We start from the raw sequence: 21524 nt of genomic DNA, 5'->3' as shown, positions 1-21524 counted from the left end.
AATTATTCCAAGTGGAATATTTATACCGACCGGTACAATTCTGTCAAATGCTATCGTGGAGCCGGAGACGGAGAACCGCATGACCCAGACCAAGCGCCCACGTCGCTCGCCCGCCGGCGGTTATGCCCGGGGCGACGAAACCCGCCAGCGCATCATCGACGCGGCCATCCGGCTGTTCGGCGAACACGGCTTCGACGGCGCCTCGACGCGCGACATCGCCACCGCCGCCGGCGTGAACGCGCCGGCGCTGCAGTACTACTTCGAAAGCAAGGAAGGCCTCTACAGGGCATGCGCCGAATACATCACCAACGACCTGAGGGCCCGCTATGCGCCCAGCATGAAGCGGATCAGCGATGCACTGAAGGACGACGCAGGCATCGACGCGCTGGTCGATGCCTACCTGGGCATCCAGGCGACGACCCTGGACAGCGTGCTGGTGCCGCCGCACCTCTCCAAGGGGCGCCTGGTCGGGCGGGAACTGGCCGGCGAATCGCCCAACGTCGCCTCCGAGATGCTGCAGCGGCGCATCAAGCGGCCGATCAACAAGCTGCTGCTCGCCCTGCTCGCGCGCATCATGCACACCCGTCCCGACGATGCGATCACGCGCATCCGCATGCTGACCCTGAAGGGCCTGATGATGGCCTTCTACTACCCGCCCGGCGCCTGCCTGGACCTGCTCGGCTGGAAGGAAATCGACGCCGGCCGCAGCGCCCTGATCAAGGCCGCCATCCAGGAGCAGACACGCACCCTGCTGATGAGCTGGCACAAGGCCGGCGGCTCGCCCAGGGAAGGCGGAAAGGCCTAGCTTCCCACCTCTCCCCGGCCCTTCGGAGGCCGGGCGAAAGTTGAGCAGGGATTTGCTTATGTGATAGACAAACCGCGTTACTTCGACCAAGGATCCCCATGGCCATCAATCTCGACGCCCTATCCCCCACCGAACTCGAAGCCCTTATCAAGAGCGCGGAAGCGCAGATGGAGGCCGCGCGCAAGAGCCAGATCCACGAGGTTCGCGCCAAGATCGAGACCCTGCTCAAGAACGCTGGCCTGACCCTGGCCGAGGTCTACCCGACGCAGGGCGGCAAAGGCGCGAAGGGACCGAGGTCGGTCGCGCCGAAGTATCGCAATCCGGACAATCCGGCCCAGACCTGGTCCGGTCGCGGCAAGCGCCCCCTGTGGTTCAACGAGGCCCTGAAGAAGCGGGGCGTGACCGCGGAGAGCCTGTTGATCCAGGCCCCCGCCAAGGCGCCGGCGACAGCCCGGAAAAGCGTGGCCAAGGCCACCCGGAAGGCCCCGGCAAAAAAGGCCCGCGCCAGGAAATAGTCCCGGCCGACCAGCACGTGAAAAGCCCCGCGGTAGACCGGCGGGGCTTTTTTCATGCCCCTGCCGCACAGGGGCTTGCGGCAAATCAATTGTCATCGCCACTCAGCAAGGAGCCCACGATGCCTCCGAGCAGGCCGCCGCCGATGGCCGCCCGACCGCTTGCGCCATCGTTGCCAGGCAGATATTCGGCAACCTGGTGCGCCAGGCGTGAAATGGGCAGCGTCTGCAGCCATACGGTTCCAGGTCCGGTAAGCGCCGCCAGGAAGATGCCGTCGCCGCCGAAGATGGCGTTCCTGATGCCGGGCACCGTGGTGATCTGGAAATGGACCGAAGCCTGGAACGCACCCACGTGTCCGGGATGAACCCGCAAGGTCTCGCCAGGCGCCAGGTCCTTGCGGATGAGTTCGCCGGAAAGTTCCAGCCATGCCGTGCCCATGCCGCCCACTCGCTGCAGCATGAAGCCCGAGCCACCAAAAATGCCGGCCCCCAGCGACTGCTGGAAACCCAGGCCAAGGGTGACTTGCGACGTGGCGCAAAGAAAGCCATGCCGATGCACCAGGTATTCGCTGCCCGGGCTTACCGGCACCGGCACGATATGGCCGGGCACCTTGGTGGCGAAGGCCACCTCTCCCGTCGCCTGCATGGCGCGATACTCGGTCATGAACAAGCTGCCGCCACCGGCCACGCGCTTGAACATGCCAAACAACCCTCCGCCGCCACCCATCTGCGTATGCGTGGTCATCTGGATCGACGAAGTCATCCATGAAAGCTCCCCGCTCTCGGCAAAGACGCTTTCGCCGGGTTCGAGCCGTACTTCCAGCACGGGCATCACCGTGCCCTGGATGCGTGTCTGCATGGAATGTTCTCTTGGTGGTGAATGGTTGCGGCGGGTTCCGGGAGAGCAAGCCCCCGGGCCAACTTGCCGCTCTTGGCCGCTGTTCACGGCAGCCGACGCATCGCCACGGGGAAAACGCCCGATTGGCGTATCCATCGCAGCGGGCAGCATACCCCCGTTCGCATGGGGCGCGGCGCCTCCCGGCTGCGAAACGCAAAGCCGTCCATCGACACAAGAGATACTCCCTGCCGGCCCGGCAAGTTGCCATACTGGACGGCGGGAATATCAGGGGATGCCCGCCGTCCACCGGGCGGGCATGGGAATCAGGGGGGAACCATGAAGTTCTGGACAGTCCTGGCTGTCGGGCAGGGGTTGCCCCGTCCCGAAGGAGCCACGGGTTTCGAACTCTACGGCGTCGTCTCGGCAGCCGATCCCGATGCGGCGTTCGCCAAGGCCATCGACCTGGCGACGCAACGCTGGCCGGAATTGGCACCCGGCAGCCAACCGTCCGCGCTCATCCGTGCCGAAGCCATCGACGAGGTCACGCCGGTGCCGGGCATGGAGGTCGACGTGGTCGATGTCTCCTGGGACTAGGCTGCGACCAAGGGCCCCCGCGTAGCGGCCAATACCGGCGAGGCGATGCGCGGGCCACCGGCCGATCATGCATGCCGCCGCCCTTCCGCCTGGCCAAGCCATGCGCCGGTAGCGCCGCGCTCATACCAGCCCTTGGAGCGGTTCACGATCCGGACCACGGACAACATCACCGGCACCTCGACCAATACGCCGACCACGGTCGCCAGGGCCGCGCCCGAGTCCAAGCCAAACAGGCTGACGGCCGCCGCCACGGCCAGCTCGAAGAAGTTGCTGGCGCCGATCAGGGCCGACGGCCCCGCCACGCAATGCTGGACGCCCAGCCGGCGGTTCAACAGGTAGGCCAGGCCCGAGTTGACATAGACCTGCACCAGGATCGGCACCGCCAGCATGGCGATGATGAGCGGCTGGGCCAGAATTTGCCGCCCCTGGAAACCGAACAGCAGCGTCAGCGTGACAAGCAGCGCGACCAGCGACACCGGCCCCAGCCGGCGCAGGCATCCGGCCAGCAGGGCCTCGCCGCCACGGGCCAGGATCAGGCGGCGCAGCAGGGCCGCCCCGATCACCGGCACCACGATGTAGAGCCCCACTGACAGCACCAGCGTGGCCCACGGCACCGTGATCGCGGAAACACCGAGCAGCAGCGCCACCAGCGGCGCGAAGGCCACCACCATGATGGCGTCGTTGATCGCCACCTGGCTGAGGGTGAACGTCGGCTCGCCGCCGCACAGGCCGCTCCACACGAACACCATGGCCGTGCACGGCGCGGCGGCCAGCAGGATCAGGCCCGCCACATAGCCGTTTACCTGGTCCGCAGGCAGATGGCCGGTGAAAACGTGGCGCAGGAACAGCCAGGCGAACAGCGCCATGGAAAACGGCTTGATGAGCCAGTTGACGAGCAAGGTGACGCCGATGCCCTTCCAATGTCGCCCCACCTGGCGCATCGCGCCCAGGTCGATCCTCAGCAGCATGGGTACGATCATCAGCCAGATCAGCGCGGCGATCGGCAGATTGACCTTGGCCACCTCCATCGCCCCCAGGGCGGCGAACGGTCTTGGCAGCCAATGGCCGAGCGCCGTGCCCAGCACGATGCACGCCGCCACCCAAAGGCTCAGGTAGCGCTCGAAGAACCCGATGGCAGGCCGGGAAGCGGCGGCTTCAGCCATGGCCGGCCCCCCCGGACTGGATAAGGCCGATACGGTCCAGCGCCATCTTCAGTGCCTCGCGATCGGCCCAGGTCTCCGGCGGCAAGGCCAGGAAGGCCCTCAGCCGCGCCATGATGACGGCATGGGCCCTGGCGAACGCCTCCCGTTTTTCGGCATCGCCGCCCTCCACCGCCGCCGGATCCGGCAAACCCCAATGCGTGCGCACGAAGTCCCCGAAAAAGACCGGGCATGGTTCCGAGGCCGCGCTGTCGCACACGGTCACCACCAGGTCCAGCGGCGGAGCGCCCGCCCCTGAAAACACATCCCACGACTTGCTGCGCAGGCCCGCCGTCGGCATGCCGGCGGCGGCGAGCGCCTCGAGCGCATAAGGGTTGATTCGCCCGGCAGGCTGGCTGCCCGCGCTGAACGCCTCGAACCCGGCACCGCCCCAGGCGCGCAAGGTAGCTTCGGCCAATACGCTGCGGGCGGAATTGCCGGTGCAGACAAACAGGACGCGATGGGTCACGGGATGTCCTTCGATGAATCAGCAACAGGCATCGCCGGGCCGGCAAGCCGAGGTCATGGGCGCGCAGCCGTCCTGCGGGCTGCCCGCGCAGCAGTTGTCGGTGAGGTAGGCGATGAGTCCGTTCATGGCCTCGAACGCCGCGCGATAGCAGACGAACCGCCCCTGCGGCTCCGCCGTGATCAGGCCCGCATGCACCAGTTCCTTCAGATGGAAGGACAGCGTGGCCCCCGGCAGCCCCAGCTCATCGCCGATGTCGCCCGCCATGCGCCCCGTGGGGCCGGCCACCACCAGCAAGCGAAAGATGGCCAGGCGCTTGGCATGGCCCAGCGCGGTCAGGGCGGCAATGGCGTCATTTGTTTCCATGAAACTAGAATAATCGAATCATTGAGCCCTGGACAAGCCCAGGCGGCACCCGCCAGTTCCCCTCCCCCTGCGACCGCAGGGAGTTCCTTTTCGGGACGAGCAGGGGGAGGGGCCAATCTTCTCGCCGCGAGATGATGGCCTCAGTCTTTTTTTGCCAGCGCCTCCGCGACGGTAATCCCCCCGCTTTTAACGCGAGGCAGAAGTAGAAGCTATGCCGCGGCCCTCAGCCGCTGTTTCGGCGTTATGCCGCCAAGACCCATGTTGGGGCGCTCGTGATTGTATTGCCACATCCATTCCGTCGCGAAGTGCTGCACATGTGCTAGGTCATCCCAGTAGTACTGCGATAGCCACTCGTAGCGCACTGTGCGATTGAAGCGCTCCACGTAGGCGTTCTGCTGCGGCTTGCCAGGCTGGATGTAGTTCAATGCGATGCCTTGTGTCCTCGCCCATTGGGTGATCGCTTCACTCAGGTATTCCGGGCCGTTATCACAACGTATCGCCGCCGGCTTTCCCCGCCAGCCGATGATCTGTTCCAGGGCGCGTATGACACGCGTCGAGGGCAACGAGAAGTCGATTTCGATGCCTAAGGCTTCTCGGTTGAAATCGTCGATCACGTTAAACAGCCGGATGCTGCGGCCATCCTTCAACTGGTCGTGCATAAAATCCATCGACCACACCGCGTTCATCGACACAGGCACGATCAATGGCTCCGGCGCCTGCCGCACAAGGCGCTTACGCGGCTTGATGCGCAGATTCAATTCGAGCTCGCGGTAGATCCGGTAAACGCGCTTATGGTTCCACCCAAAACCCTTGACGTTGCGCAGGTACAGAAAGCAAAGACCGAAACCCCAGTTACGGTGGTTGTCGGTCAGTCTCAGTACCAGTCAGCGATCTGATCGTTCTCTGCGTTGCGCTGGCGCTCATAGCGGTAGCACGTCCGGCTCACGCCAAATGCCTCGCATGCAAGCCGGATCGAAACCCCTCGGCGTGCCACTGCGTCCCTGGCCATCTCGCGGCGAGAAGATGGCCTCAGTCTTTTTTTGCCAGCGCCTCCGCGACGATCTCCGCCTTGATCTTTTCCTCGACGTACATCTTGCGTAGGCGGGCATTCTCCGCTTCCAGCTCCTTCATCCGGGACATCAGCGACACGTCCATGCCGCCGTACTTGCCGCGCCAGTTGTAGAACGTCGCCGTGCTGATACCCAGCTCCCGGCAAATCGCCGGCACCCCCAGCCCCGATTCCGCCCGCTTGAGCGCATCCATGATCTGGCTATCCGTGAATTTCGACTTCTTCATTGCGTAGAACTCCCTTTGCTGGAAATTCTACTTCTGGGCCCGCTTACTGGGCGGGGGGATTACCTCGCAACGCGCCTACTTGAAGCGCCACGGCCTACTGCTGCCGGCAGAGCGCCGGCAGATTCCCGAGCCAGTCCGGTATCCGCTGCGCATTGAGGCCGCTACGCGGTGGAAGTAATGGCACCTCAACCTTTTGACATTGCTCGATATGTATCTAGGAGTTCACGATTGCCGGATGCCACTTCGATTATGACTTGAAGGAGCATCGTCGGCCCAGGAAGGATGTCATCAAGCGAAATATCTTCGCCATCAAAGTCGGGGTTTGTTGGAATCTCGACATTGTAAATCCACCATTTTTCCAGCTTGTCCAAAAGGATGGCAAGCTGTTGAAAATTGCATGTCAGGTCAATGTCTTTATCACCAAAAACGTAATGCTGAAGCTCATGCGCGAGCTGATTACGAACCGCTTTCAGTCCATCGAAGATGATGAGATCGCTCCTATCAATCACTTCATTCTCGATAAGCCATTCGAGAGATGCATACAGCTTGCTGGTGTTTCTGCTGGTGACTTCTGATTTGTACTTGTCGTCGAGTGAAGGGCCGGAAGGATCGAAGCCTATGGTGTAGAACGATTCAATCCTTCCGCATATGGAGTCTTTGAGTAGCTCAAATGCCGTAATGTAAAGCGATACAGACACCAGTCTTTCGCGAAGTGCATTTGGGTCAAGGAATCTTTCCCATGTGTTGAACGAATCTGTCATCGCTTTCACTCGGTTGTGGCTGAGGCCATCAGAAGTCGAGATGCTTTCCACAATGCCCAATTACGATGCGCTTTTCTGGTGCAACCCATTCAAAATGGATGCGAAGCGTCTCCGCCGAGCTATCTTTGACGCCGTGCTTCAAGTGTCGCTCCATAAGGATAGGTTGACCTTTGTACTGGAAAGTCCTGCGCGATTTTCCATCAGCGCTCAGTTTCTTGCTCTCTTGCGCGGCATAGTCGTCACGCCCGAAAACACTTTTTGCTTGCGCGTCTGGCTTCCCTTCATTTAGGGCTTCCCAATACCCGTCTGCCAGTTTTGCCAAGAGGTCAATTGCGACCTTCCCATACTTGAAGTCGCTAGAGTCCTGCGCGCTTTTCCTCGCTGAGGGAAGCACGATCACTCGTGAGCCATACATGAACTCTACGAAGTCTAAGCATTCCTCTAGCGATGGTGATCCATTGAGTAGCGGGAACACGATTCGCCTTAATTTCTGTATCTCTTCACTCTCATTAAAGGCTGTGTTCGCGCGTGCGTCCAGCGCGTGATTCAAAGTATCCACTTCAGCACGAGACTTTCGAAGGTCAGCAGAGGACTCTTCAAGTATGGAGCGGAGTTCTGATATTTCCTTGTCCTTTGAACTCAACTCTTTGTCTGCTTCGATCAATAGATCGGTAAACACCGAGTTTTGTTCATCGGTTTTTGAGTCTGCGATTGCCTGAGCAAGCTGATTACGAAGGCGAGCTTGCTGTACGACTTCTAGCGAGATGTGTCGCCACGACATCGGTAAATTTGTGCGATGCGTTATCGCTGCAAGAACTTCGGATTCGATATTTGTTCCAGACTCAAGCATGTCGGCGAGTTGTGCTGGTCGAAAGAGCACTGACTCGCAAGTTCCGCCACTTGCCCCCGGTCGCGGCGGAAAGATGATATTTATTGCGCCACCCCAAGCGGAATAGCGACGACCAACTATATCTTCAAGCGTGAATGTGTCCGTCCCGTTAGGAATGTCCACCACATCAGCAAGCCCGATGAGGAGCGATTTCAGGCGATCAGGCGAAATCATGTACTCACCCTTTATCGTGCAGCTTGTCACTACCAAGGGTGCTGAACGATCCTCTCGCTCCACTGCTGCCAAATAGGCGTGAGCGCTTGCAACATCTAGTGTTTTTATTCGTGTGCCCGCGGTAGCAGGTGTGGGACTGCAATTTTTTGCTAACTCGTCAACCAAGCGAGGTCGAGTCACTTGGATTGGCGCGGTAACACGCGCACTAATTTCGTCCGTTTTCAATAGGAATGAGCACTCGATATCTTCATCTTCGCCGTCTTGGCGTATGCCGATTTCAGTTACCCATCGCCGCCCAGAAACTGTTTGGTCGGCATGAGAAAATTTGGTGCAAAAAAGATATGGATATGCTTTGGGCGAAGATTCGCCGATCTGGTTCGTTCGGGCTTGAACACGTTGACCTTTGGCTAGCACAAGTTCCCGTATCCCGCTCTCCAGCCGGATTGGATCAACAAACGATCCGCCTAGGCTCCCCATCCACCGTGCAACTTGCTGGACGATGCTTTCAGAACCGTTCTTCGCACTCAGTACGAGCTTGCTGCAATAAACGAGCATAGCGTTCCCCCCATCAGCGCTAGGCCACAGTATTCACCGACTTAGAACGGGTTGCTAGCCAGCTTCCGCGCCATTGTCTAAGACCATGCAGGCATGTGCAGGAGCGTGTCGCGCGGAGACATCAGTACGTACCTACTGCCCCCCGCGACCCGTACACAGCGAAATCGCTTCGTACATGGCGGCCATCCGTGTCCGTAGCCGTCCGCGCACAAGCGGCCTGTAACATAGGGACGAAAGTAGGGACGCTAACCAATAGGCAAGAAAAAGCCGCTTAATTCAGCGACTTAGTTCCATTTCTGGCGGAGAGAGTGGGATTCGAACCCACGGTAGGCTTACACCTACGGCAGTTTTCAAGACTGCTGCCTTAAACCACTCGGCCATCTCTCCGATTTGTGTCCGCGGCAGGCGCGCGTTGCGCGCCGCTACGGCAGTTTGATTCCTGGCATCCTGCCCTCCACCCCTGCGGGGTCATCGACTTCGTCGATGTTCGTTACGGCATCCTGCCTTCGCGTCAAGACTGCTGCCTTAAACCACTCGGCCATCTCTCCGGATTGCTGCTGTGGGCGCTGCTAGGGCGTTTCGCTATGGGTGCCCTGCCCTTCGCTCCATTTGGGACCATCCGGCGCTGGATTCCGGCCTGCGCCGGAATGACGAGCGGGTGGGAGGCTCCTTGCAGGCGCCACATCCTATCAGGAATGCGGGGCCGTGCCGTGCCCCTTGCGGGCCAGGGCGAACATGGCCCATAGCATGATGCCGACGGGGATGGCGGCGCCTAGCAGGGGGAATAGCAGTACGGGTTGGCGGATCACCATGGGCGCGAGCTGGGTGGCGGCGGCGAAGCCGATGATCCAGAAGCGGGCCTTGCGGCTATGTCGGGCGAACCAGAAGGCGCCGATCACCAGCACGGTGGCGATGAGAGACAGCACCATGTCCACCGGCGGCAGCGGGAACATGGTGAATAGACCGAGGCGGGTCAGCAGTTCTATGGCCAGGATCGTCAGCAGTGTGTAGCTGGCGGTAAGTTCGACCTTGTCCCAACGCTGGGCGCTCATGGTGATGGCCTCAGGCAATCTGGTCGAGGTTGCGCAGGTAGGGGCGCAGCGCCTCGGGCACGGTGATGGAGCCGTCGGCATTCTGGTAGTTCTCCATCACCGCGACCAGGGTGCGGCCCACCGCCAGGCCGGAGCCGTTGAGGGTGTGCAGCAGTTCCGGCTTGCCGGTGGCGGGGTTGCGCCAGCGGGCCTGCATGCGGCGGGCCTGGAAGTCGCCGCAGTTGGAGCACGAGGAAATCTCGCGGTAGGTGTTCTGGCTCGGCAGCCACACTTCCAGGTCGTAGGTCTTGATGGCGGCGAAGCCCATGTCGCCGGTGCACAGCAGCACCTTGCGGTACGGCAGGCCCAGCAGTTGCAGCACCTTTTCGGCGTGGCCGACCATTTCCTCCAGCTGGGCGTGCGACTGCTCCGGTGCGGCGACCTGCACCATCTCCACCTTCTCGAACTGGTGCTGGCGGATCATGCCGCGCGTATCGCGGCCGTAGCTGCCGGCCTCGGCGCGGAAGCACATGGAGTGCGCGGTCAGGCGCATGGGCAGCGCGTCGGCCTCGACGATGCTGTCGGCCACCAGGTTGGTCAGCGCCACCTCGGCGGTGGGTATCAGGTAGCGCTTGCTGTCGCCCACCTGGGTGGAGAACAGGTCTTCCTCGAACTTGGGCAGTTGGCCGGTGCCCTGCATGGCCTCGCCGTTGACGATCAGCGGGACGTTGCATTCCAGGTAGCCGTGCTCGGCCGTGTGCAGGTTGAGCATGAACTGGGCGAGCGCGCGGTGCAGGTGCGCCAGCTGGCCGCGCAGCACGGTGAAGCGCGCGCCGGAGAGCCGGGCGCCGGCGTCGGCGTCGAGCCAGCCGTGGCGGGCGCCCAGGTCCACGTGGTCCTTCACCTCGAAGTCGAACGTGCGCGGCGTGCCCCAGCGCAGCTGTTCGGCGTTCTCGGCCTCGTCCTTGCCCAGCGGCACGGACTCGTGCGGCAGGTTGGGAATGCCCAGGGAAATTCCGGCGAGCTGGGCCTGCACCTCGGCCAGGGCGGCCTCGTTGGCCTTGAGCTTGTCGCCGATGCCGGCGACCTCGGCCATCAGCGGGGCCACGTCCTCGCCCTTGGCCTTGGCCTGCCCGATCGCCTTGGAACGGGTGTTGCGCAGGTTCTGCAGTTCCTGCGTCTCGGTGGACAGCTGCTTGCGGCGACTCTCCAGGGACTCGATGGCGGCCACGTCCAGTACGTAGCCACGGGTTTCCTTGAGACGCGCGGCGGTGTCGGCCAGGCGCGAGCGCAGCAGTGCGGGGTCCAGCATGATGGGTCCAGGTGGATGGCTCGGAACGAGGGATTATCGCTGCGGGGTGGCAGGGGTCGCAAATGGTGGGGAATGTCCGCGCTGGACGAGGCGGCTCACGGCCTTGGTTGGGAACCGGGGCGCTGGGTCCGGCCCTCACCCCCTTTTGCGGGATACGCCGGGACGACGGGCCAGGCAGCGGCTCAGGCCTTGCGCTCCGCCCCTATGGGCAGGGTGGCGAGGCGGTGCATTTCCGGCTCGTCCCACAGCGTGGGGTCTTCCAGGCAGGCCAGCGCGAAGGCGTGGGCGTCGTCGCCCCAGAACAGGCGGCCGTCCAGCGACAGCGTGGGCACGCCAAACACGTTTTCCGCCACGGCCGCGTCGAAATGGGCGCGCAGCTGGGTCTTGGTCGAGGCGTCCTTGATAGCCGCCGCCGGGTCGTCGATGCCCAGGCGCGCGGCCACCGGGGCCAGCGCCTCGATGCTGTCGCCCGCGTTGCCCTGTCCCCAGATCCACTCGAAGATCGCATCCGTCGCCGCCACCGTGGTGCCGGCGGCGATGCACAGCCGCAGCGCGGCCAGCGGGTTGAACGGGTGCGCCGGCGGGAAGCGCAGCGGCTGGCCAGCCTGCCGCGCGCGCCACAGCGCATGGCGATAGGTGAACTCGCGCTTGCCCGGGATTTCCGCCGGCCCCTTCTGCCCATGCCGGTCGAGCAGGCCGGCGAGCAGGATGGGCCGCAGCGTCACCGGGCGCGAGGCCGCCAGTGCCTTCACCTTGGGCCATTGCAGCCAGGCGAACGGGGAAACGAAATCGTAGTACCAGACGATGGACATGCGTCACCCTGGGAGTTAGCCAATTACCTGCCGCGCGCCTTGCGCCGCGCCTCGCGCAGGCTTTGCAGCTTTTCGCGCAGTTTCAGTTCCAGCCCGCGCTCCACCGGCTCATAGAAGGTCATGCCGTCCAGCGCGTCGGGCAGGCATTGCTGGTCCAGCGCGATACCGCCTTCGGCATCGTGGTCGTACTGGTAGCCCTTGCCGTAGCCCAGGCCCTTCATCAGCTTGGTGGGCGCGTTGCGCAGGTGCATGGGCACCTCCAGCGTGCCGGTTTCGCGCACCACGGCGCGGGCCTGGTTGTAGGCCACGTAGGCGGCGTTGCTCTTGGGCGCGATGGCCAGCCAGATGGCGAGCTGCGCCAGGCCCAACTCGCCCTCGGGGCTGCCCAGGCGCTCGTAGGTGTCCCAGGCGTCCAGCGCCATGCGCCAGGCGCGCGGCTCGGCCAGGCCCACGTCCTCCACCGCCATGCGCGTCATGCGGCGGGCGAGGTAGAGCGGGTCCACCCCGCCATCGAGCATGCGGCACAACCAGTACACGGCGGCGTCGGGGTCGGAGGAACGCACGGATTTGTGCAGCGCCGAGATCTGGTCGTAGAACTGCTCGCCGCCCTTGTCGAAGCGGCGCGTGCGGTCGGCCAGCACCTGGGTCAGCGTGGACTCGTCGATGCGATGGTCCTCGGCCAGTTCCGAGGCGATTTCCAGCAGGGTCAGCGCGCGGCGCACGTCGCCGTCGGCGGCCTGGGCGATCAGCCGCAGCGATTCGTCGGAGACCTCCAGTTCCAGCTCACCCAGGCCACGCTCGCGGTCGTCCAGCGCGCGCTTCAGGGCCACCACGATGTCGTCGGCGGTGATCGCCTCCATCACGTGCACGCGGCAGCGCGAGAGCAAGGCGGAGTTGAGCTCGAACGAGGGGTTTTCCGTGGTGGCGCCGATGAAGATGATCACGCCCCGTTCGATATGTGGCAGGAAGGCGTCCTGCTGGGCCTTGTTGAAGCGGTGCACCTCGTCCACGAACAGCACGGTGCGGCGACCCTGGGCGAAGTTCGCCTCGGCCTCGGCCAGCGCCTTGCGCACCTCGGGCAGACCGGAAAGCACGGCGGAAATCGCGCGGAAATCCGCGTCGGCATAGCGCGCCACCAGCAGCGCCAGGGTGGTCTTGCCGCAGCCGGGCGGCCCCCACAGCACCATCGAATGCACGCGCCCGGCTTCCAGGGCGCGGCGTAGCGCCTTGCCCGGCCCCAGCAGGCGCTGCTGGCCGACGATCTCGTCCAGCGTGCGCGGCCGCATGCGCTCGGCCAGGGGCTTGAGGTCGTCGGGCTCGCCGAACAGGCCCGGCGCGTCGTACATATCGCTGCGTGACATGCCGTGCATGATAGGGCATCGGCATCCCGGCCGGGCTCCGGCGCCGCTACCCGTCCAGCGCGGGCAACGCGGGAAGCCCGCCCGCATCGCGTGGCGAGGTTGCCTCGCCATCGTGGCGGTGCCACAGCTCATGCGCATCCACGCGCACCCGGGTGACCGCCTCGAAGGCATCGATGGCGGCCTGGTGCTCGGCCAGGGTGGCCTCGCGTTCGGCACGCCGCGCGGCCAGCAGGTCCTCGATGCCGGCCTCGCCCAGGGCATAGGCGCGCGCGGCCTTGGCGGCATGCTGGCGCGCGGCTTCCAGGGCCTGGCGCTGGCTGGCCCAGAGGGCGCGGTTGGCGCGCGCCATGGCTACCGCCAGGCGTGCGTCGCGCTCGATGTCGCGCCGCACGGCGGCCAGCCCGGCCTCGGCCGCATCGGCGTCGGCCCTGGCGGAAGCGGCCTCGGCGCTGCGATAGCTGCCTCCCAGCGGAAGGCCCAGCACCACGCCATAGGCGCGCTCCCTGCCCGCCAGGTCGTTGATGACGCGGATGCCCACCGTGGGATCGGGCACGCGGTCGGCGCGCACGCGGCGGGCCTGCGCATCGGCCTGCCGCGCCAGCGCGGCGCTGGCGCCGATCTCGTGGCTGCGGGCCACGATGGCAGCCACCCAGGCTGCGTCGTTGCCGGCAAGCTCGGGCGGCGCGTAGTCCTCGCCGGGCTCGACCTGCGGCAAGGGCAGCGCGGGAAACAGGCTTTGCCAGGTGAGTTCGGCCTGCGTCTGCCCACGCCGCGCCTCCACCAGCATCGCCTGCGCCTGGGCCAGGGCGGCATCGGCGGCGATGCGCTCGCGTTCCGCGGCGTCGCCCAGCGCCACGCGCCGGGCCACCACATCGCGATCGCGCTGGGCGATCTCCGCCAGCCGCTCGCGCTGGTGGCGCGCCGCCCTCGCCCGCTGCCAGTCCGCCCAGGCGGCCAGCAGGCGCCGCGCGGCGGTGTGGTGGGCATCCTCCAGGTCCAGCCGGGCCACGTCCTTGCCCAGGCTGCCTATCTCGCGATCCAGCCGCGCCTTGCCCGGCAGCCGGATCGGCCGGGTGATTTCCAGTTCCCATTCGTTGTATGCGCGATCGCCTTCCACCCGGCGCCGCTGGGGAATCACGGTGGCCTGCCCTTCGTAGCTGCCGCCGTTGAGCAGGCGCGCCTGCGCATCCGCGCGCGATACGCCGGCTTCGGCGCCATGCACTTCCGGCGTGCCGGCGATGGCGCGCCACACCAGTTCGGTAGGCGGCAGCATGGCGTCGTCCGCTTCCGCGGCCATCGCCGGCATGCAGGCGACGGCCAGCCACAGGGTCCAGCGCCTCATGCCAGCCTCCCGCCGCGTTCCACCGGTTCCACCCACCACACCACGTCGCTGGAAGGCAGCTCCGCGGACAACCGCGCCAGCAGCCGGTCCAGCGTTTCCACCGGCAGCACCAGCCACAACAGCACGCGATCGATGCTGCCGCGCACCCGCTCGGCGGTGCTGGCGCGTTCGAAACCCTGCCCATGCCCGGCCACCGGCAGCACGGTGAAGCCGGGCAGCGGCGGATGCATGCCGAGCAGGATGGCGACCAGCTCATTCTCCAGGGCGCGCGGCGCCACCAGGGTCAATCGTTGCAAGGGGGGCTGCATGGGATTACCTCGCGGCGCAGAAGCGGCGGAACAGCACCGGCAACAACAGCAGGGTCAGCGCGGTGGAGGTCACCAGGCCGCCGATCACCACCACGGCCAGCGGGCGTTGCACTTCTGAGCCCGGGCCACTGGCGAACAACAGCGGCACCAGCCCCAGCGCCGTGATGGACGCGGTCATCAGCACCGGGCGCAGGCGCCGCATGGCACCCTCGCGCACCACCTCCGCCAGCGGCATGCCGGTGTCGCGCAGGTGGTTGAAGTACGACACCAGCACCAGGCTGTTGAGCACGGCGATGCCCAGCAGCGCGATGAAGCCGACCGAGGCCGGCACCGACAGGTATTGGCCGGACAGCCACAGCGCAACCATGCCGCCCACCAGCGCGAACGGCACGTTGCACAGGATCAGCAGCGCCTCGCGCACGGCGCCGAAGGTGAAGAACAGCACCAGGAAGATCATGCCCAGCGCCACCGGCACCACCAGCCCGAGCCGGGCCGCCGCGCGTTGCTGGTTCTCGAACTGGCCGCCCCAGCTCACCTGGTATCCCGAAGGCAGATGCACCTCGCGTTCGACGACGGCCCGGGCCTCATCGACGAAACCGACCAGGTCGCGCTCCGCGACGTTGGCCTGCACCAGCGCATAGCGCGAGGCATTCTCGCGGCGCACCTGCACCGGGCCGCTGGTCGGTTCCAGCCGGGCCATGCGCTCCAGCGGCACCTCGCCACCATCGCCGCGCGCCACGCTGATCTGGCCGAAGCGCTCGGGCGCGCTGGCGATCCGTTCGGCGCCGCGCACCACGATGGGAACGCGCCGCTGCTGTTCGATGACGGTGCCGGCCCGGGCGCCTTCCAACTGGGCGCGCAGTTCGTCCTGCACGGCGGTGACGTCGAGCCCATAACGTCCCGCCGCCTGCCGGTCGATCTGCACGCCCAGGTAGCGCATGCCCTCCTGGGTCTGCGCCAGTACGTCCTGGCTGCCGCGCGTGCGCTCCAGGATCGCCGCGATCCGGTTGGCCAGGTCGTTGAGCACGCCCAGGTCGGGGCCGAACACCTTCACCGCCACGTCGCCGCGGCTGCCGGTGAGCATCTCCGACACGCGCATCTGGATCGGCTGGGTGAAGCCGTATTCCACCTCGGGGAAGGCCTTCATCACATCGCGCAGCTGCTGTTCCAGCCAGGCGGCATCCGGCGTGCGCCACTGGGCACGCGGCTTGAGCTGGAGAAACATGTCCGTCTCGTTCAGGCCCATCGGGTCCAGGCCCAGTTCGTCCGAGCCCAGGCGCGCGACGATGTGCTCGACCTCGGGCAACCTGGCCTTCACGGCGCGTTCGATCTTCAAGTCCAGGTCGCGCGAGGCTTCCAGCGAGATCGAGGCGGGCTTGACCAACTGCACCAGCATGTCGCCCTCGTCCATGGTCGGCATGAAGGTCTTGCCGGTACCGAGGTAGGCGACCACGCCGATGGCGAGGCCTGCCACGGCCATCGCCGCCATCGCGCGTCCGTGGGCCAGCGACCATGCCAGCAATGGCCGGTAGATACGTTCCAGCTGGCGCATCAGCCACGGCTCACGGTGCGTCCCCTCGCGCAGCACCAGCGAGCACAGCACCGGGATCACGGTGAGCGACAGCACCAGCGAGGCGGCCAGGGCGAATACGATGGTCAGCGCCACCGGCGCGAACAGCTTGCCCTCCAGGCCCTGCAGGCTCAGCAGCGGCATGAACACCAGCATGATGATGACGACGCCGGCCGCCACCGGCGCGGCCACTTCGCCCGCCGCGCGATAGATGCGGTGCAGTCGCGGCAGGGCCGGGCCGTCGGGTCCCGCCAGGCCGCTGACGGTGTTCTCCACCACCACCACGGCGGCGTCCACCAGCATGCCGATGGCGATGGCCAGGCCGCCGAGGCTCATCAGGTTGGCGCTCATGCCGGTGATGCGCATCAGCACGAAGGTGAGCAGCACGGCAAGCGGCAGCGTGACCGATACCACCAGCGCCGCTCGCGCGTCGCCGAGGAACAGCAGCAACAGGATCACCACCAGCACGCTGGCCTCGACCAAGGCGCTCTGCACGGTGCCCACGGCGCGCTTGATCAGGTCGCTGCGGTCGTAGAAGGTCTCGATGCGCACGCCGGCGGGCAGGCCGCGTTCCAGCCCGGCCAGGCGCTCGCGCACGGCTGCCACGGTCTGCGACGCGTCCGCGCCACGCAGGCCGACCACCAGGCCTTCCACCGCCTCGCCCGCGCCATCCCGCGTCACCGCGCCGTAGCGCGTGAGCGCGCCATAACCGACCTGCGCCACGTCGCCGACGCGCACCGCCACGCCGTCGCGCAGGCTGACCACCACCTGGCGAAGATCGTCCAGCGAGGCGATGGCGCCGGCGGCCCGCACGATCAAGGCATCCTCGCCATCGCGCAGGCGGCCCGAGCCATCGTTGCGATTGTTGCGGCCGATGGCGTCGGCCACGTCACGGAAATGCAGGCCGGCCGCCGACAATCGCGCACGGTCGGGCGTCACGAGAAAGCTGCGCACCTCGCCGCCCAGCGCATTGATGTCGGCCACGCCGGGAATGGTGCGCAGCGCGGGACGGATGGTCCAGTCGAGCAGCGTGCGCCGCTCGGCCAGCGACAGGCCGTCGCCCTCGATGGTGAACATGAACATGTCCGAGAGCGGCGTGGAGATCGGCGCCAGGCCGCCGCTCACATCCGGCGGCAAATCCGCCGCCACGCCGGCATAGCGTTCGGATACCTGCTGGCGCGCCCAGTAGATGTCGGTGCCTTCGGCGAAATCCAGCGTGATGTCGGCGATGGCGTACTTGGCGGTGGAACGCAGCATCGCCGCCTGCGGGATGCCCAGCAGCTCCATCTCCAGCGGCACCACCACGCGGTTTTCCACTTCCTCCGGCGTCATGCCGGGCGCCTTGAGGATCAGCTTGACCTGGGTGGGCGCGATGTTGGGATACGCATCGATGGGCAGGCCGAGGAATGCCCATGCGCCGGCGGCCACCAGGCCGAGCGCCGCCACCAGCACCAGCAGGCGCTGCGCCAGCGAGAACGCAATCAGCCGCCGCAGCATCTCAGCGGACCTCCGCCGCGGCATCGGCCCGCAGCGCGTCGAGCGAGCCGGTGGCCACCTCCTCGCCCGGCTTCACGGCGCCGCGCACGATGCGGCGGACCTCGCCATCGCGCGCCAGCTGTTGCACGTCCACCGCACGGAATCCGTTCGTGCCGCGCACGTAGACCTTCAACGCTTCGCCTTCGCCCTGCAACGCGCTGGCCGGCACCGAGACGGCATCCGGCGGCGCGGGCAGCCATAGCGTGGCGTTGGTCTGCATGCCGGGCAGCAGGGCGCCCGCCTCGCCTTCCGCGCGGACCAGCACGGTCTGGCTGGCCGGGTCCAGCACGCCGCCGGTCTCGCTGACCTGGGCCAGCGCGCCCTCGCTGGTGCGCACCTCCTGGCCGCGCCGCACCTCGCCCGCCCGTGAGGCCGGCACGCGCAATTCCAGCGTCATGCGATGGCCATCCACCAGCACGAAAGCCTTGGCCAGCGCCTCGCTGGTGGCGCCCGGCTGCAACGCGCGCTCGATCACCCGGCCATCGGCCAGTGCCCGCAATTCATAGACGCCCATGCCGGCCCTGCCGCCAGCGGCGGGCGCCCAGGCACGCAAGGCCTGCAACTCGTGCAGGCGCGCGGCGGCGGCATCGCGCGCCGCCGCGCTGGCCTGGGTCCGCGCCTGCGGCACGATGCCTTCGGCCAGCAGTTGCCGGTCGCGTGCCGCCTGCGCGGCCGCCACGCCATAAGCGCCTTGCGCGGCGGCGAGATCGGCATCCAGCGTCATCGCCTCCCGGCTCTGCAGGCGCGCCAGCGGCTGGCCCCGCGTCACCGCGTCGCCTTCGCGGACGAGCACCTCGAGCACGACGCCGGGCAAGGGCGTGGTGACGGTCGATGTTCCGCGCAGGGGCAACCGCACCGTGGCGGGCAGCGACTCCAGCGGCACGCGCTCGACACGCGCTGCGGAAGCGGTGGGTATGGGAGCGGAAGGCTCCGCGGCGAATGCCTGGGCGATGGCCAAGGCCATCAGGCCCAGGCCCGCAAGCCGGCGCAGCATGGCGTATCTCCTGTAGGGGGTGAGGCGCGAGTATCGGCAGCGGCCGCTTTGGTTCCGCTTAAGCCGCCGGACCGCCGCCGCGCCGCCCGGGCAGCATCCGCAGCAAGGTGTCGTCGTGCCGCACCCAGTGGTGGAACAGCGCGGCGGCGGCATGGACCATGGCCAGCCACATGAAGACGTTGCCGGCGGTTTCGTGGATTTCCTCCAGGACATGCGCCAGCCCCGGGTCGGGCGTAGCCATCGACGGCAAGGGCAAGCCGAGCAGGTTCCATGGTTTGCCCGAGGCGAACATCATCGCCACGCCCAGCAACGGCACGGCCCATGCGAGCAGATACAAGGCCAGGTGGACCAGCTTGCCCAGCCACGCCTGCCAGCGCGGCAGCGGCGGCGTGATCGGCGGCACCTGGCTGCGCAGCCGCATCCACAGGCGCGGCCCCATCAGCAACAGCACGGCGATGCCGAACTGGATGTGCCCCCATTGGACGGCGCGTCGCTCCGCCGAGCCGCGCGGTAACCATCCCTTGGTTTCAATCAACACCAGCGCGAAGGCAACGCAACCGGCAACCAGCCAGTGCAGGCGCCTCAGCCAGGGGGCGTAACGCACAGTGGACATGGCCATCTCCTCATGACGTGGATGCCACGGGGCGGCTTGGGCGCAAGAAGCCCGCGCCCGCTGCACGTGACCGGGGAAGGATGGGAGACGCGGCTTTGGATCCGCTTAAGCTCGTATCCGCGCTCAAGCCATTGCGGCACGACGACGCATGACTCAGCCGTCGCTGGGGATGGTCGCGATATCGGGCAGCGCTCCCAGCTCCGCCCACAACCGGCCGTCACTCAACGAAAAGCGCAGCGTGGCGCCGAGCACCACCGCCAGCGTGCCGGCCAGGGCCAGGCCCAGCCCGCCATGGCCATCCGCCTCGCGTGCCGGCGACTTGCGCCAGAAACGCTGGCCGAGATGCGACAGGTCCGCCTCGGTCAGCTCGGGCGCCGCGTTGCCGATGCGCAGCAGCCATTGGCCCCGCGCCAGTTCGAGCGCCAGTTCGACCGTGCCGCCCTCGGGCGCGTACTCCAGCGCGTTGCGCATGAGGTTATCGACGATGCGCTCCAGCAGCGCGGGATCGGATTGCACCCAAGCCTCCGCCGGCAACACCGCATGCACGCGCGCCTGGCCGTCCATGGCGCGACGCAGCAGCGGCACCAGGTCTACCGGTTCCAGCTCCGGTGGCACCAGCCCGGATTCATAGCGGGACACGGCCAGCAGGCTGTCGATGCAGCGCTGCATGCGCTCGATCGCCTCGCCGAGATTGGCCAGCGAGACCGGCGTGCTGCCATCGCGGCGCGCCAGCTCCACCGCCGAGCGCATCTCGGCCAGCGGCGTGCGCAGCTCATGGGCGACGTCGCGCGAGAAACGGCGCTCGCGTTCCATGCCCGCCCGCAGGCGATCGAACGCGTCGTTCAGCGCCTCGGCGAAAGGTGTCAATTCCAAGGGCAACTGCCGCTGGGGCAAATGCGGCGGCTCCTCCGAGCGGCGCGCCACCGCACCGAACCGCACCAGCGGCCGCAAGCCCCGGCGCACCGTCACGATGGCAAGCAGCGCTGCCGACAGCGCCGTGCCCACGACGCCGCCCAGCAGGGCCATGTGCACGCTGCGCTCGAAGCGATCGACCTGCTCGCGCTCTTCCGCCACCGCGATGGTGGCGGGTTCGCGCACGCCCGGAAACAGCAGTTGCAGCGCGACCGCGCGGCCACGGTGGTGGTCCGGCAGCGCCAGATCGTAGAACAACGGCTTGTTGGCGGGCACCGCGGCCGGACGCTCCAGCCGGCCGCGAGGATTGCTGCCCGATACCAGCAGGGTACGCCCCGCGGCATCCCACACCTGGAGAAACTCGGTATGGCCGCCACCGGCATAGGCCGGCCGGAAGGTTTGCAGCCGCGCCATCTCCTGCTCGGCGGGCTGCGTCTCCAGCAGCGCGGCGATGCCGCGGGCACGCTGCAACAGGTCATCGTCCAGGCGCTGGTAGATCTTGTGGTCGATGCTGTGGTCGAGCAGCACGAACATGACCGTCATCAGCACGCCCAGGCCGACGCACAACGTCAGCAGCAGGCGGCCGTGGATGGAATGGAACAGCCAGCTACGCGGGGATGACATAGCCAAATCCCCGGCGCGTCTCGATCAGCTCCGGCATGCCTGCGCGCGCCAGCTTGGCGCGCAGGGTGCTCACCAGTACCTCGATCACCTTGTCGGAAGCATCGCTGCGCGCATCATAGAGGCGCTCGAACAACGCACCGCGCGCCAGCACAGTGCCGCGCTGGCCCAGCAGGGCTTCCAGCAGTGCGTATTCCTTCGGGGTCAACGCCAGCACCTTGCCGTCGATGCGGGCCAGCCGGGCGCGCGGGTCGACCTCCAACGCCCCGGCTCGCAGCAAAGGCGCCAGGCTGGCGCCGCGCCGCGACACGGCAAGGATGCGCGCCAGCAGTTCGTCGTAGGCGAAGGGCTTGACCAGGTAGTCGTCCGCGCCGAGGTTCAGCGCTTCCACCCGGTCAGCCACCTGGTCGCGCGCCGACAACACCAGCACGCCCGGGCTGCCCTCGCCCTGCTTGACCCGTTGCAGCACCGCCCAGCCATCCACCTTGGGCAGCATCAGGTCCAGCACCAGTACGTCGTAGGCATAGGCGGCGGCGAAAGCCAGCGCCTGCGCGCCATCCACGGCGAGATCCACCGCATGGCCATCGCGCACCAGGGCGACCCGCAGGTCGTGCCCCAGGGCGGGCGAATCCTCGACGATCAACAGGCGCATGGAAG

Annotated in this window: 20 protein-coding genes, 1 tRNA gene and 1 pseudogene; 3 read left to right on the top strand and 19 right to left on the bottom strand. The window is 66.5% G+C overall.

The genetic code is table 11. The annotated features are described in order from the left end of the window. Positions 1-79 precede the first annotated feature (79 nt). Together MJ605_RS09380 and MJ605_RS09375 are read left to right on the top strand one after the other, a co-directional pair. The gene (locus MJ605_RS09380; RefSeq protein WP_243041166.1) at positions 80-805 is read left to right on the top strand and encodes a CerR family C-terminal domain-containing protein; all 726 of its coding nucleotides are present in this window, start codon (positions 80-82) and stop codon (positions 803-805) included. 98 nt (positions 806-903) lie between these two features. Next, complete coding sequence (locus MJ605_RS09375; protein ID WP_243041165.1) at positions 904-1320, top strand: H-NS histone family protein; 417 nt, start codon at positions 904-906, stop codon at positions 1318-1320. An 85-nt stretch (positions 1321-1405) separates the two neighbouring features. Here the strand turns inward: MJ605_RS09375 and MJ605_RS09370 are convergent, their stop codons facing one another. Further along, entirely contained in the window at positions 1406-2326 is a 921-nt protein-coding gene (locus MJ605_RS09370) for a TIGR00266 family protein (protein WP_243041164.1), read from the bottom strand. A 165-nt stretch (positions 2327-2491) separates the two neighbouring features. Between MJ605_RS09370 and MJ605_RS09365 the strand changes: the two genes are divergently transcribed. Beyond that, complete coding sequence (locus tag MJ605_RS09365; RefSeq protein WP_243041163.1) at positions 2492-2749, top strand: hypothetical protein; 258 nt, start codon at positions 2492-2494, stop codon at positions 2747-2749. Positions 2750-2814: 65 nt separating this feature from the next. Here the strand turns inward: MJ605_RS09365 and arsB are convergent, their stop codons facing one another. The 18 genes and pseudogenes from arsB to MJ605_RS09275 form a co-directional block, all read right to left on the bottom strand. Continuing rightward, on the bottom strand, positions 2815-3912 hold the full coding sequence (gene arsB / locus MJ605_RS09360; RefSeq protein WP_243041162.1) for an ACR3 family arsenite efflux transporter: 1098 nt from the start codon (positions 3910-3912) through the stop codon (positions 2815-2817). Continuing rightward, positions 3905-4417 carry an arsenate reductase ArsC gene (locus MJ605_RS09355; RefSeq protein WP_243041161.1) on the bottom strand — a complete coding sequence of 171 codons (513 nt, stop codon included), beginning with the start codon at positions 4415-4417 and terminating at the stop codon, positions 3905-3907. Before MJ605_RS09355 ends, arsB begins: the two co-directional genes overlap by 8 nt. Before the next feature lie 18 nt (positions 4418-4435). After that, positions 4436-4780: an ArsR/SmtB family transcription factor gene (locus tag MJ605_RS09350; protein WP_243041160.1), complete on the bottom strand. Its 345-nt coding sequence runs from the start codon at positions 4778-4780 to the stop codon at positions 4436-4438. Between the two features lie 209 nt (positions 4781-4989). After that, a pseudogene (locus tag MJ605_RS09345) lies at positions 4990-6076 on the bottom strand (IS3 family transposase). A gap of 185 nt (positions 6077-6261) precedes the next feature. Then, a complete protein-coding gene (locus MJ605_RS09340) occupies positions 6262-6837 on the bottom strand; it encodes a hypothetical protein (protein WP_243041159.1) in 576 nt (191 codons plus the stop codon). Between the two features lie 28 nt (positions 6838-6865). Continuing rightward, positions 6866-8455, bottom strand: coding sequence for a hypothetical protein (locus MJ605_RS09335; RefSeq protein ID WP_243041158.1), 1590 nt, complete (start codon positions 8453-8455; stop codon positions 6866-6868). A gap of 297 nt (positions 8456-8752) precedes the next feature. Continuing rightward, positions 8753-8842, bottom strand: a tRNA-Ser gene (locus tag MJ605_RS09330). Positions 8843-9144: 302 nt separating this feature from the next. Further along, complete coding sequence (locus MJ605_RS09325) at positions 9145-9507, bottom strand: LrgA (RefSeq protein WP_243041157.1); 363 nt, start codon at positions 9505-9507, stop codon at positions 9145-9147. 10 nt (positions 9508-9517) lie between these two features. After that, positions 9518-10798 (bottom strand): serine--tRNA ligase, encoded by a 1281-nt coding sequence (gene serS, locus MJ605_RS09320; protein ID WP_243041156.1) that lies wholly within the window; start codon positions 10796-10798, stop codon positions 9518-9520. Positions 10799-10980: 182 nt separating this feature from the next. Continuing rightward, the gene (locus MJ605_RS09315) at positions 10981-11610 is read right to left on the bottom strand and encodes a 2-hydroxychromene-2-carboxylate isomerase (protein ID WP_243041155.1); all 630 of its coding nucleotides are present in this window, start codon (positions 11608-11610) and stop codon (positions 10981-10983) included. Positions 11611-11633: 23 nt separating this feature from the next. Then, positions 11634-12980 (bottom strand): replication-associated recombination protein A, encoded by a 1347-nt coding sequence (locus MJ605_RS09310; RefSeq protein ID WP_486599040.1) that lies wholly within the window; start codon positions 12978-12980, stop codon positions 11634-11636. A gap of 37 nt (positions 12981-13017) precedes the next feature. Then, positions 13018-14313, bottom strand: a complete 1296-nt coding sequence (locus MJ605_RS09305; protein WP_243041153.1) for a TolC family protein — start codon at positions 14311-14313, stop codon at positions 13018-13020. Next, complete coding sequence (locus tag MJ605_RS09300) at positions 14310-14621, bottom strand: DUF3240 family protein (RefSeq protein ID WP_243041152.1); 312 nt, start codon at positions 14619-14621, stop codon at positions 14310-14312. The genes MJ605_RS09305 and MJ605_RS09300 overlap by 4 nt, the downstream gene beginning before the upstream one ends. Positions 14622-14625: 4 nt before the next feature. Next, positions 14626-17688: an efflux RND transporter permease subunit gene (locus MJ605_RS09295; RefSeq protein WP_243041151.1), complete on the bottom strand. Its 3063-nt coding sequence runs from the start codon at positions 17686-17688 to the stop codon at positions 14626-14628. Position 17689: 1 nt separating this feature from the next. Then, positions 17690-18721 carry an efflux RND transporter periplasmic adaptor subunit gene (locus MJ605_RS09290; RefSeq protein ID WP_243041150.1) on the bottom strand — a complete coding sequence of 344 codons (1032 nt, stop codon included), beginning with the start codon at positions 18719-18721 and terminating at the stop codon, positions 17690-17692. 58 nt (positions 18722-18779) lie between these two features. Beyond that, positions 18780-19334 (bottom strand): cytochrome b, encoded by a 555-nt coding sequence (locus MJ605_RS09285; RefSeq protein ID WP_243041149.1) that lies wholly within the window; start codon positions 19332-19334, stop codon positions 18780-18782. Between the two features lie 153 nt (positions 19335-19487). Beyond that, positions 19488-20870 (bottom strand): sensor histidine kinase, encoded by a 1383-nt coding sequence (locus MJ605_RS09280; protein WP_243041148.1) that lies wholly within the window; start codon positions 20868-20870, stop codon positions 19488-19490. Next, positions 20854-21519 carry a response regulator transcription factor gene (locus MJ605_RS09275; protein WP_243041147.1) on the bottom strand — a complete coding sequence of 222 codons (666 nt, stop codon included), beginning with the start codon at positions 21517-21519 and terminating at the stop codon, positions 20854-20856. The genes MJ605_RS09280 and MJ605_RS09275 overlap by 17 nt, the downstream gene beginning before the upstream one ends. Positions 21520-21524 lie beyond the last annotated feature (5 nt).

It is taken from the genome of Dyella sedimenti (assembly GCF_022760995.1).
GTDB lineage: Bacteria > Pseudomonadota > Gammaproteobacteria > Xanthomonadales > Rhodanobacteraceae > Dyella > Dyella sedimenti.
The sequence above is the reverse complement of the archived record's forward strand: the minus strand, read 5'-3'. Positions and strand labels throughout refer to the sequence as shown.